This window comes from Bradyrhizobium oropedii (assembly GCF_020889685.1).
Lineage (GTDB): Bacteria > Pseudomonadota > Alphaproteobacteria > Rhizobiales > Xanthobacteraceae > Bradyrhizobium > Bradyrhizobium oropedii.
Window position 1 is genome coordinate 1 of sequence record NZ_JACMYO010000218.1, and the last position, 12,619, is coordinate 12,619.

Annotated in this window: 6 protein-coding genes and 1 pseudogene; 5 read left to right on the forward strand and 2 right to left on the reverse strand. The window is 60.6% G+C overall.

The window, feature by feature from the left end; translation table 11 throughout:
- The 4 genes and pseudogenes from H8A95_RS37085 to asnB all read left to right on the forward strand — a co-directional run.
- Window positions 1–1,261 (forward strand): annotated as a pseudogene (locus tag H8A95_RS37085) (hypothetical protein); the annotation flags it as partial.
- Between the two features lie 499 nt (window positions 1,262–1,760).
- On the forward strand, window positions 1,761–4,508 hold the full coding sequence (locus H8A95_RS37090) for a type I secretion system permease/ATPase (protein ID WP_274617705.1): 2,748 nt from the start codon (window positions 1,761–1,763) through the stop codon (window positions 4,506–4,508).
- Window positions 4,495–5,919, forward strand: a complete 1,425-nt coding sequence (locus H8A95_RS37095; protein WP_229187572.1) for an HlyD family type I secretion periplasmic adaptor subunit — start codon at window positions 4,495–4,497, stop codon at window positions 5,917–5,919. Before H8A95_RS37090 ends, H8A95_RS37095 begins: the two co-directional genes overlap by 14 nt.
- A gap of 551 nt (window positions 5,920–6,470) precedes the next feature.
- Window positions 6,471–8,138, forward strand: coding sequence for an asparagine synthase B (gene asnB / locus H8A95_RS37100; RefSeq protein WP_229187573.1), 1,668 nt, complete (start codon window positions 6,471–6,473; stop codon window positions 8,136–8,138).
- 83 nt (window positions 8,139–8,221) lie between these two features.
- Here the strand turns inward: asnB and H8A95_RS37105 are convergent, their stop codons facing one another.
- Both H8A95_RS37105 and H8A95_RS37110 read right to left on the reverse strand, forming a co-directional pair.
- Entirely contained in the window at window positions 8,222–9,382 is a 1,161-nt protein-coding gene (locus H8A95_RS37105; RefSeq protein WP_229187574.1) for a GNAT family N-acetyltransferase, read from the reverse strand.
- Between the two features lie 354 nt (window positions 9,383–9,736).
- Window positions 9,737–10,360 carry a hypothetical protein gene (locus H8A95_RS37110; RefSeq protein WP_229187575.1) on the reverse strand — a complete coding sequence of 208 codons (624 nt, stop codon included), beginning with the start codon at window positions 10,358–10,360 and terminating at the stop codon, window positions 9,737–9,739.
- A gap of 748 nt (window positions 10,361–11,108) precedes the next feature.
- Here H8A95_RS37110 and H8A95_RS44595 point away from each other — a divergent pair.
- The gene (locus H8A95_RS44595) at window positions 11,109–11,363 is read left to right on the forward strand and encodes a PilZ domain-containing protein (RefSeq protein ID WP_420839515.1); all 255 of its coding nucleotides are present in this window, start codon (window positions 11,109–11,111) and stop codon (window positions 11,361–11,363) included.
- Window positions 11,364–12,619: the final 1,256 nt, after the last annotated feature.

The window sequence follows — 12,619 nt, forward strand, 5'->3', positions numbered from 1 at the left end:
TTTGAAGGTCTCGATCAACGGGACACAGGTCGTGAACTACAGCGGCCCCCTGGGTTATGGGCAAGCCACCAATTGGGAATACGGAGTCTATCGATCGACGGCGCCCGAGACCGTCGCCGTCGATTACCGAAACATGACGCTGTTGACAGGGGCGGCGGCGACCGCCCCGACGCAGCCGACCACGCCGACGCAGCCGACCACACCGACCACGCCCACCACCCCGAACGTTGCGCCGACGGTGACGAAGGCCTCCGCTTCGCCGGGGACCGGAACCGAGCATGTCGGCGATGTCGTCACTTTGACGCTCGGCTTGAGCGAGGCCGTGACCGTCAAGGGTACGCCGACGCTGTCGCTCAATGATGGTGCCAGCGCCACCTATGTTGGCGGCTCCGGGACAAATACGCTCACCTTCCAGGTGAAAGTCGCGGCGACTGACACGAATACCTCGGCGCTCGCCATCACGGCCGTCAATCTCGCGAACGGCGCGAGCATCACGGATTCCGGGGGGCTTGCCGCTAATCTCTCGGGCGCGGTGAAGACGTTCTCCGGTCTTCAGATCTCGACCACGCCCACCATGCCGACTCAGCCAACCACACCGACGACGCCGACAGCTCCGTCGACACCGACGGTGACTCAGCCGGTGCTCTCCGTCGCGGACAGCTCGCTCACGGTGAACGGCAGAGGCGGTCATATCGACCTGGGGACAACGCTGTCCACGACCGATCTCAACGATAAAGTCAGCCTGAACATCAAAGGGCTGCCGAGATATGAGACGATCACGACCGGCGATGGCACGACGTTCAGGGGTAACAACATCACTCTGAGCTCTGCGCAGGTCGCCAGCGGATTGACGCTGACGTCGTACTACCGGGGCAATTCTCATCCGGTCGCGACTCTCACCTTGACCGCGAGCGCGACCGACCCGGTTACTGGCGCCGTGGCGTCGGCGAAGCCACAGACCATCACCGTCACGGATCCCCGGCCGTCCGCAACCTCAGGGAGCACGACAAGCCAGCACCATGGGCTGCACCACCACCACCTTGGGTCGGGCAGCAGCACGCTGGCAGCTACCTTGCCGCAGACAACCTCTTTGGCGAATTACGATACGGCCAAAGGGTCCCAAGCGAGCCATAGCTTCGCGCTGCTGAACCAGTATCTGGCGGGTGGCTCTGGTCGGGTCGACGGGGGGCAGATCGCGGCAGCCATTTCGAATGGCGCTGCCTGGATTCAGAACTCGTTCCTGACGAGGCCGCACCACTAACGCCGTGCCGCACCCGGGTCCTTTGCGCCCGGGTGCGGCACCGTCAGCTTCCTGGAAGCGGAGCGGCAAAAGTGGTCGGTCAGCACCCGCGATGGGGACGGTGAAAGCCGACGCACAACAGAGGATTGCGGGCTGCCGCCGTTTGACGGAAAATCGCCATACGGCTTCCGATTCGATACTTCGTTGTGAGCGTAGAACGTCTGAGTTTAGCTCAGTTTCCAGCCACAACTTGCGTGTGCATAAATCACAATTCGAAAGTTTTTTCGCCATTTTTGCTCGTTAACCAACGCGCTCAGCCAATCGGGGGGGCAATTTTCAAGTATCCCGTCGCGCTGAAACCTCCTCGCGGTTCGAGGCCCTAATGCTTTGATGATTGCGCGCGCCGTTTTGGCGCGAGCAGGCGTGTGTCGCCTATCCTCGGACAGGCGTCATTGGAATTCCATGTGCATGAAAAGGAACAACAACGCGGCCGCTTAGCCGCGAGGAGTAGAGTAAGGAAATGGCGATCCAGAACGGAAATGCCCACGTACCGCCAGATCTGGGGTTTCGAGCGCTGGCTCTGTTCCTGCGCCTCCATGGCGTGAACACTGAACCCGATCAGCTCCGCGATCGCTGCGGAGATGAGGGGATAGGCATCCGCGCAATGCTTCGTTGCGCGCACGAATTCGGGGTCAAAGTCCGTGCGACGACGATGGATTGGCCGCGGCTGGCGGGCATCCAGCTGCCTGGAATCGCGTCGCTGCGTGACGGCGGATTTTTGCTTCTAGGAAAAGTCGAGGACCAGGTGGCGCTTGTGCTGCACCCGACTTCGTCGCATCCGCGGCGGATGACGCGTGCGGAATTTGAAGCGATCTGGGATGGCGGCTTGATCTCGCTCGGCTCACAGGGCCTCGCGCACCGCGCGCGTCATGCGATTGCCGACATCCGCGCTCGAGCAGCTGGCCTGGGCGGCGGCCTGATCCGCCACGCCGGTGGTCTCCTGATGCTTGTTCGGGACGGCTTGACGAAGGCCCGGGATACCTTGACGAAGGCGCCCGACATCCTGATGCGGGCGCGTTTTACCGCTTCCGGCGACGTTGCGAACGAGGCCGCGGATATCGGGGCGCCGGCTGCGAGCGCCGCTCCCGAAGACGTCGACGAATCCGGGCTCATTGCGCTCGCGATTTTGCTGCGCTGCCACGGGATCGCTGCCGACCCAGGCCAAATCCACCACCGGGTGGGCGCGGCACGCCTCGGCGTTACTGAAATCTTGCGCTGCGCCAAGGATTTCGGGCTCAAGGCAAGGGTGCAGAGGACCAGTTGGGGCAGGCTTGCAGTCACGCCGCTGCCGGGAATTGCACTGCTGCGTGACGGCAGCTTCCTGATTCTCGGCAAGCTCATCGACGGCAAGCTTCTCGTTCAGCGCCCGCTGTCTCCGCGCCCTGAAACACTTACCCAGGCGCAGCTCGAGGCGATCTGGGATGGTGGCATCATTCTAATGGCCCGGCGCGCCAGCCTGACTGATCTCGCTCGACGCTTCGATATCTCCTGGTTCGTCGGCGCCATGCAAAAGTATCGCCGCCTGCTCAGCGAGGTGCTGGCGGCGTCGTTCTTCCTTCAGATCTTCGCCGTTGTCTCACCGCTGTTCTTCCAGGTGGTGATTGACAAGGTGCTCGTGCATCGAAGCATGAGCACGCTCGACGTTCTCGTCGTCGGCCTTGTCGTGCTGACTGTGTTCGAAGCCGTTCTCGAGACGCTGCGCGTCTATCTATTCGCGCATACGACAAACCGTATCGATGTCGAGCTCGGTGCCAGGCTGTTTCGTCACCTCATGGCGCTGCCGATCGCCTATTTCCAGACTCGCCGCGTCGGGGATTCGGTGGCGCGCGTCCGCGAACTGGAGAATATCCGCCAGTTCCTGACGAGTTCGGCGCTCACGCTGGTCATCGACCTTCTTTTCACGGTCGTCTTCCTTGTGGTGATGTTCTACTACTCGACGACGTTGACCTGGGTCGTGCTCGCGTCCTTCCCATTCTACATCGGCATATCGGCGGGAGCCGCGCCGCTGTTCCGCGCGCGCCTCGATGAGAAGTTCAATCGCGGATCCGAGAATCAGGCCTTCCTGGTTGAAAGCGTCACCGGCGTCGAGACCTTGAAGGCCATGGCGGTCGAGCCACAGATGCAGCGCCGCTGGGAGGAGCAGCTCGCCAGCTATGTCGCCGCCAGCTTCCGCGTGCTCAGCCTGAACAACACGGCGAGCCAGGCAGTTCAGATGATCAACAAGCTGGTCATCGCCGCGACCCTCTACTTCGGCGCGCGGCTGGTGATTAGCGGAGAGCTGACCGTCGGCGAACTCGTCGCGTTCAACATGCTGGCCGCGCGCGTCAGCACGCCGGTGCTGCGGCTTGCGCAGGTCTGGCAGGACTTCCACCAGGCCCGTCTGTCGATCGATCGTCTCGGCGACATCCTCAACACCATTCCGGAGCCGAGCTTCACTCCGTCCCGCGCTGCCTTGCCGCCGATCCGCGGCCAAGTGAGGTTCGAGCACGCGACTTTCCGCTATCGCATCGACGGCCCCGAGGTGTTGCACGACGTGTCCTTCAGTATCGAGCCGGGCCAGGTCATCGGCATCGTTGGCTCGTCGGGGTCGGGCAAGAGCACCATCACCAAGCTGATCCAGCGTCTCTATGTTCCGGAGAGCGGACGCGTACTGGTCGACGGCGTCGATCTCGCAATGGTTGACCTGAGCTGGCTGCGGCGCCAGATCGGCGTCGTGTTGCAGGAAAACGTGCTGTTCAATTGCACGATCCGGGACAACATCGCACTGACCGATCCGACCATGTCGATGGAACGCGTGATCGAAGCGGCAATGCTGGCCGGCGCGCACGACTTCATCCTGGAGCTACCCGAGGGTTATGACACCGTCGTGGGTGAGCGCGGCAGCAGCCTGTCCGGCGGACAGCGCCAGCGTATCGCAATCGCGCGTGCGCTGATCACCGACCCACGAATCCTGATTTTCGACGAGGCGACCAGCGCGCTTGACTACGAAAGTGAGCGTGCGATCCAGCAGAACATGAGGCGGATTTCCGCCGGACGGACCGTGATCGTCATCGCTCACCGATTGTCGACCGTACGTAATGCCAACCGGATCATCACGCTCGAGCATGGCCGCATCGTCGAGGACGGCAGCCATGACGAGCTGATCCAGACCAACGGCCGTTACGCCAATCTTCATTACCTGCAGGCCGGCATCCATGACGTCCGCTAGTCGCAACATCGTCCCGTTTCCGAGGCGCGAACTTCGGCGCCGGGAGCACGAGCTTGCATTTCTGCCGGCGGCGCTCGAAATCGCCGAATCGCCGCCGTCACCGATCGGGCGTGCGATCGGAGCGAGCATCATCGCAATGTTCTGCATCGCGCTGCTGTGGGCGACGCTCGGCAGTGTCGATATCGTCGCTACGGCGACCGGCAAGATCGTGCCCGGCGGCCGCACCAAGCTGATCCAACCGTTCGAGACGGGTGTGGTCCGCGCCATCAAGGTCCGCGACGGCCAGAGCGTGAAGGCCGGGGACGTTCTGATCGAGCTCGACCCGACGATGACGGAAGCCGACCAGGAGCGCCAGAAGAGCGATCTGCTGGCGGCCGAACTCGACGCAGCGCGATTGCGGGCGGCACTCGCAGCCGATCCGCTCGCCGCTTTCCATGCTCCGCAAAACGCAAGCGCGGCCGAGATCGAGATGCATCGCCAGTTCCTGATCAGCGAGCGCGCCGAGCAAAATGCCAAGCTTTCCGAGATCGAGCGGCAGCAGGGGCAGAAGGAGGCGGAACGAGAGACGACATCGGCGAGCGTTGCCAAGCTGGAAGCAACCATTCCCGTGCTGCAGGAGAGGGTCGATATCCGCAAGGGCCTCGTCGAAAAGGCACTGGCTTCGAAGGTCGTCTATCTATCCGAGTATCAGGAGCTGGTCGCCATGCAGCAGGACCTTGTGCTGCAGAAGAGCCGGCTGCGCGAAGCCGATGCGGCGATCGCGCTACTGAAGGAAACAAAGGAAAAGGCTGCCGCGGAATATCGCCGCGCGACCTATGACGCACTTGCGAAGGCCGAACAGAAGGCTGCCAGCGCGGCGCAGGAAGTGATCAAGGCGGATCGGCGCACCAAGCTCCAGCGTCTGACCGCGCCAGTCGACGGGGTCGTGCAGCAGCTTGCCGTTCATACGGTCGGGGGGGTGGTGACCCCGGCTCAGGCGCTGGCGGTAGTCGTCCCCAGCGAGAGCCAACTCGAGATCGAGGCCATGCTCTCCAACCGCGATATCGGATTCGTCCATCCGGGGCAGGCGGCGGAGATCAAGATCGATACCTTCAACTTCACGCGCTATGGACTGCTTCACGGCGACGTGCTCAGCGTATCGACGGATGCCATCACGCGCGACAAGATGCAGGGGTCGAATGACCGCCCATCGGGTGCTACTCAGAGCAGCAGCGAGCCGAAAGGTCAGGAGCTGGAATATGCCGCGCGCGTGTCGCTCGACCAGACCCACATGCAAGTGGAGGACAAGCTCGTCAAGCTCGGCCCGGGCATGGCGGTGACAGTCGAGATCAAGACGGGTACGCGCAGGATCATCAGCTACCTGCTTTCGCCGCTGGCGAGATACAAGCAGGAAGCGTTGCGGGAACGGTAAGCAGCCGTCTTGCTCGGCTAATCCCCGTAGCGCCGGGGTAAACCGGGCGCCACGCAGTCCCGCTTGATATTGGAAAGGCCCGGATCGACGGTGACGCGACCCGGGCCGGCGCATCGTCGCTCAAACGTGGCAAGGTCCTAAGGCAACAGCTTTGCGGTCGTCGTTGAACGGCCCAGCGACCAGGCGTTCTCGCCTGGGGGCAATCGGGCCACGGCCTCATCCACTATCCCGCAGATCACCAGATCCGTTTGGGCACCCATGACACATGGACATGGCGCGAGGTATCCGCCGCGGGACAACCTCTACGCCAAACCAGCGCCGGCTTGCTCCGGGGGGCGTCCGTCAGCATCGTCCGCCGTATGCCCGATCTCGCCGCTCTGAGGCGCAAACACGGCGCTCTGGCTCCAGACAGCCTCTCAACGCATTTTGATTACTTCGGATTGTCCGCTGTTCAGCTAGCGAATTCGATGCCACTGTCGGGTATTTCAGTTCAAGGCACGCGCTGATTGTAGTGAGACAGATCAGCCGGGCATTCGGAGGGGCTAATCACCTTGTGCGGCTTCGTCGGCATATTCGAATTCACGGAATCGTTTGAAGCGGCGCGCAACCGGGCGCTGGAGATGGCAAAGACGGTTCGGCACCGTGGGCCGGACTGGAGTGGCATTTATGCCAGCGAACGCGCGATGCTGGCTCACGAACGCCTTTCCATTGTCGACGTGGAGCACGGTGCCCAGCCTCTTCTCGACGTCGCCGCGGGTCGGGCGTTGGCTGTGAACGGTGAGATCTACAATCATGTCGCTTTGCGCGACGCACTGAAGCGGCCGCACGCTTGGAAAACGAAATCAGACTGCGAGATCATCCTGTATCTCTACGACGAGTACGGACCGGATTTGTGCAAGATGCTGAGTGGCATTTTTGCGTTTGCCCTCTTCGACGAACGTACCGGCGATTTCTTCGTCGCCCGAGACCACATCGGCATCGTGCCGCTTTATATCGGATGGAGCGGCGACGGCGTAACGTATGTCGCAAGCGAAATGAAGGCTCTCGATCCGGTGTGCGAGACGATTCAGGAGTTTCCGCCGGGACATTACTACAGCGGCAAGGGCCGGGAATTCGTCAAATGGTATGATCCAGATTGGGCGCATGCATTTCCTACCAAAAAGGCGTCGTTGCAGGAGCTCCGGACCTCACTCGAAACCGCAGTGAAGCAGCAAATGATGTGCGACGTACCTTACGGGGTACTTATTTCCGGTGGGCTCGACTCCTCGCTCATCGCAGCGCTCGCAGCACGGCACCGCTTCAAGCGGATCGAGTCCGGGGAGACCGAGGAGGCCTGGTGGCCAAGACTACACTCGTTCTCCGTGGGTTTGGAAAACTCACCCGACATGAAGTATGCGCGAAAGGTGGCGGCTCACATCGGCACGGTCCATCATGAAGTTGTATTCACCGTGCAGGACGGGTTGGACGCGTTGCCCGACGTGATCCGGCATCTGGAAACCTTCGATGTCACCACCATTCGTGCCGGCACGCCGATGTATCTTATGGCGCGTAAGATCAAGGCAATGGGCATCAAGATGGTGCTGTCCGGAGAAGGCGCTGACGAGGTATTCGGCGGCTATCTCTACTTCCACATGGCCCCGTCCGCAGAGGAATTCCACGAGGAGACTGTCCGAAAGCTCTTTGCGCTGAGCAGATACGATTGCTGTCGCGCGAACAAGGCAACCGCTGCTTGGGGGGTGGAAGCCCGTGTACCGTTCCTGGACAAGGAATTCCTGGATTACGCGATGTCGATAAACCCGGCCGAGAAAATGTGCCCCGGTGCGAAGATCGAAAAGGGCATATTGAGGGAAGCTTTCACCGACCTGTTGCCCCAGGAGATCTTGTGGCGTCAAAAAGAACAGTTTTCAGACGGAGTTGGGTACAGCTGGATCGAGTGCTTGAGGAATCATGCCGATGGCAAAGTCTCGGATCAGATGTTCGCAGAGGCGGATAAGCGCTTTCCGAAGCAGACGCCGACCTCGAAGGAAGGATATTTCTATCGGACCATCTTTGACAGCATTTTCAAGAATCCGACGGCCTGCCTAACCGTCCCCGTCGGTCCCTCGATTGCGTGTTCGACGCCGACCGCGTTTCTCTGGTCCCAGCAGTTTGCGAGCATGGATGATCCATCTGGAAGGGCAGTGAAGGGCGTACACATTCAGGCCATCGATGACACGTGAGCAGTGGGCAGCTCCGGCCGCGACGCCGCCGCCCGGGCCAGCAGTCTGCTGCGGACCAGATTGAGGAGATCGCGGCCAGTATCTCAACTTGCAGTGGCTGACCCGAACAGCCGCAGCTTCTTTTTTGGAAGGTTCGTAACGATCGTTCGTAGCGTCCGTTTTGCGTCACGGAGCTTCGCCTCGATGTGGCGTTCTGGACCGTCTCTGCCTATTGCGATCCACTTCATGGCATACTCGCTGTTTGCCAGATGGGCCTTGTGCCCGGCGACACCAGCCAGGAAGTCGTAGCCGCGTTCCCCGCGCGAGATGCTCTCCTCGATAGCCAGCACATGGCTTACGAGTCCGGGCTTGAGCCGGCCATCGCTCTCATAGAGAAAGCCGCTTTGATAGTTCAGGACGCGGCCGTCATGCACGAAATTGTACACGACCCCGATCGTCTGGTCGCCAACCAACGTCCGTGAGATGCGGACCGCTCCCGTGGGTACTCCGCGCGCGATGAGCTCCTCGTGGAACGGACGGAAGCCCGGATTGGCGAAAGCCCCTTTGCGTCCCCATCGCGACCGATGAAAGTCGCTCAACAGATCGAACGCGGCCAGGGCTTCGGTCGTCGTTTCCATGATCCGGAGTTCAAGGGGGCCTCGTTCGGCGTACAACCTCATGGCACGGCTCACGGCCTGGCGAGTGCTGCGGCCCAGTGTGGCGCGATAATCCTTCTTTTGCTGACGGACTTTCGCGAAATCTACCCACAAGGCCGTATCGGCCTGTTTCACCTCGCTAACGAGCCCAGCCCGGCCCGCGGCGCGGCAAGCGGCCAGTTCGACGTCTGCATCAATTCCGGAAAGCACCAGCTGGTCCGAGCGGCGCAAGTGGGACGTCAGCGCGTCGAGTCCTGCCGGGATAATGGTGTCCGGTTGCTCCGCAAGAATGCTATTGCACTCGATGAACAACCGGTCGAAACGGGTATCCCCCGATTCATTGAGCAGCCAACGTGCCCGCGCATGCGGCCCAAGACTCCAGGCTCTGCGCCGGCCAATAATCGCCAACCCGACGACCTTGCCTGACGACCGTGCTACGAGGACGTGCGGTTGGGTGCCATCCGGAATATGCCGTAGCCAAGTGCCGATCCAGAGCCAGGACAAAAAGAACGAGTGAGTGGCTCGAGCTTCGAGCTCCTTCCACGCGGTCTCAAGCCAGGCAACGCTCTTCAAGGCCTCCAGACTGACATCGGTGACGGCATTGGGCATGCTCATTCTTGTTCAACGCCAGATGACCGCAAGCGCGCTTTGATGAGAGAACTAGGATCCTGCCGCAATGATCGCGCATAATCCCATGATCGGGCAGGCCTGGTCACACACGTATCCTTCTGGCGGCCACGCCATTGGGCGTCTGTGACCGTCGCCTCGGCCGGGCGGATGGCGGTACTATATCTGGAATTCGACCTCAGTGCGGACCCTTTCTGGTTACCCACTCCTGCGACTTGTGCCTACGGCGCGACTGTGCCGAGGGGGCTGTGATCGGCCACCTTTCGGCTGGTGCGATACGCTTTGGCAGCTATCGCGCTTCGAGCGCGCCATTTCCGCAATCGTGAGATAGAACGACTACGACGGTCGAGATAGAGCCTGAGCGGAAGCCAGGAACGCTCCGAGTTGCTCCACCAAATCTGCCGCGATCGACTTGTCGACCATAAGAATTGTGGTGCCCGGTGTTTTGTCGGACGACCAAGCGCCCTGAGCGGAGATCGCAGCATGATCGGAGCGCACCTTCACAAGCACGCGAGTTCTTTCTACGTTGAGACGCTCGCCGACGAGATTAGTCCCCTCCACAGAGCCGCCGGCAGTTTGCCGGCCAACAGCGACGGGCGAAATCTCTAATATCGCCTGGGCCAACCAGATCGCATGCTTGTAGGGAATCGTCCAAATTGCTGAGCCATCATCGGCGTCAACATCAACTCTAAATGCCAGTCCGTCATCGGAGCTCTCAATCCCGAGAAAACCCTTGATGGTTTGCCGCTCAAGCGTGCCGTCTCGATTGGTCAACGCGGGCCTCAATTTTGCTTTCGCGATGGTGAGCGTTGCTATTCCGAATTCAACCTGTTTTCGAGTGAGCTGATCGCTCCGCAATTGGGCGGGACCGTCGCTCCCTAGGCCGGAGCGGCGATCCCTTATCGCACGATGTGTCTGGTCGGTGTGTCGTTGTCCGCCAATCCGCACGACTGGGGACATGGTAGATCGGCAAATGCCTGCGACAAATTGCCATTCTGAACTAGTCCGAACTAAGAGGTCCAACAGCACGCCGCCTTTTGGGGCAAAGGTATTAGCGCGCTGCAACAATCGCAGAGGTGACGAAGTTCAAGAGAGACCTAACGTCATTGGTCGAGGTTGACCGCTACAACCTCCGAAGCGCCCTAGCCCAGCTCTCCCTGAGCTGGGCTCGCCGAGCGACGGACGTCGCTGCCGGGTTCACCGTGAGCACTTCTGACCTTGGCGACGCCAGTGGGATCCAGTCGTCGTCTGGCCACGGCAATGAAGAGGCCGCCGAGTGATGCGACCTCACATTCCCGCGCAAGAGCCGCCTTCAACCACTCCAGCACGCCGGCTGAAATACGGACCGCGCGCCGGCTGTCCAAGTAAGGCCACTCGCAGGAGCGGATTGGGCCATTGGCGCACCATCATTGGAACAACAATACCCCGTGTAACTCCGACGGGGTGAGTTCAGGCCTTAAGCCTTCACCCCGGTAACGGCCCCGGTCTATCGCCCAGATCGGGGCTGTTTCTATTCGGCGGAGCAGCGGCTTGTTAGCCCGCCATCATGAGCGCAACAGTTTCCTGGCGCTGAAGGGCCAGGTGTTCAGTCCCGAGGGAGCCGCATCGCCGGCTTCGAACTGGTCGCGGCACCTCGATCTTTAGTAGAAACGCAATCTTTCTCGCGCAGCATCGTTCAAATTTGCATTGGTTATTGATGGGCTCGGAAATGATTGCTTTTCCCGACAGGCGAAAGTCTGTGCGTAATCCATCGCTGGACAATGGCTTGATCAGGTTCGATGACTTGTCACTGTGCTGCATCGTCGGCGACATCACAGAGAGCGGCGCGGCGCTGAGGGCAGATGATCCGCCATCACCTCTTCCTGACCAATTCACGCTTATCGTTCCTCCTAGCAAGACTTACGCGTGCAACGTCGTTTGGCGAAAAGGCGCATGGGTTGGTGTCGCGTTTGTTACTGAGTGATACGGGGAACGCGCGAATGGCCGCAGGGGCGGCTGCAACCTTATCGGCTGGGCAGGCAAGCCAGTGCGGGTTTGAACAGGCGCCGTCACCTTCTCAACGCGGGTGACGGCGCCTGATAGTTTCAGTTTGCTCGATCGAGGACGTAGGTCATGCAGTCTCGGCGTAGAGTACCGAGCCGAACCAAATGCAGAAGGCCGCCAAATGAGGCGGCCTTACTCTGCAGTCCCAGGATTTGGTTTCCGTCATTCAATTGAGCATCAGCCCCGGCGAAGACCTTCCGCTCAGGTGTGCACTTGTCTCTGCGTATCGGGCGAGCTTTATCAGCGCTTCCTTGGCTGCACAGGGGGCGAGGGCCGCGGCCTCGTCCCGTAGCTCTCTCGCTCGCTCTGCGAGCCGTGCTTCGAGAGTATCCCTCTGAACCACGCGTTGGCGTAATTGTCCCATGCGCTTTCCCTCGTCAGATCCCCACCCGGAGCTTACGATTCCAAGCCTTAACCGCGCGTAAAAGTTCCCCCGAGGACGATGTTCTGAGACGCCAAGACGGCGCGAAGAGGGCGCCAAATGGGACAAATTGCGAATTGCTTGGCAAAGGGCAGACTTTGCAGAAAGCCCCCAAGGGGGAGACGAACGCTGCACGTCCCCGAACCTTTCAAGCCAGCGAAATGTCATTGTTCTGATCCAACATCTGGCGGTTGAGAGCGTGCTCCCATGACCCGGCGAGCCATTCCGGGGCGGAATGGTGTGTCGATCTCGCAACGTCTCAATAGTTTCGCTGGGGATCGGACGTGTTTGGGCTTCACGTCGTTGCTGATTCGTCGTTTAGTCATGACGGACCTTCGGCGGCGATTTTATTTCCAAGACGTTCATTTGAGATCGGGTCCAGGAGGTCGCTGTCCAGCGCCAGCGGCCTCTTCGTTTTGCTTCATTGAATTGCGAGGGGCCATCAATGCCGATACAGGTATGGGCCGTTGCCGCTTCGATCGGCTGGACAGCCGTTGTAGGCACGATGCTGCTGTATATGATCTTCGGTCCCGGCTAGCATGCTTCAGTGCTGGCACCGGCCACCGCGGGAAACGCTCGGGCCTTCCGGCTATTTGCAGAATTTTGGCAGTAACCGGCAGGCATGGGCCGCCGCTTCTCATTGTCGCCATGCTAGCTCATTTTTTTTGCCATACTCCTTAACTAACCCAATCAAGTCTAGCAGTCGGGGGGCAATCCCACTGCAACAGAATGTGTTGGCGGTCACCGCGATGCAT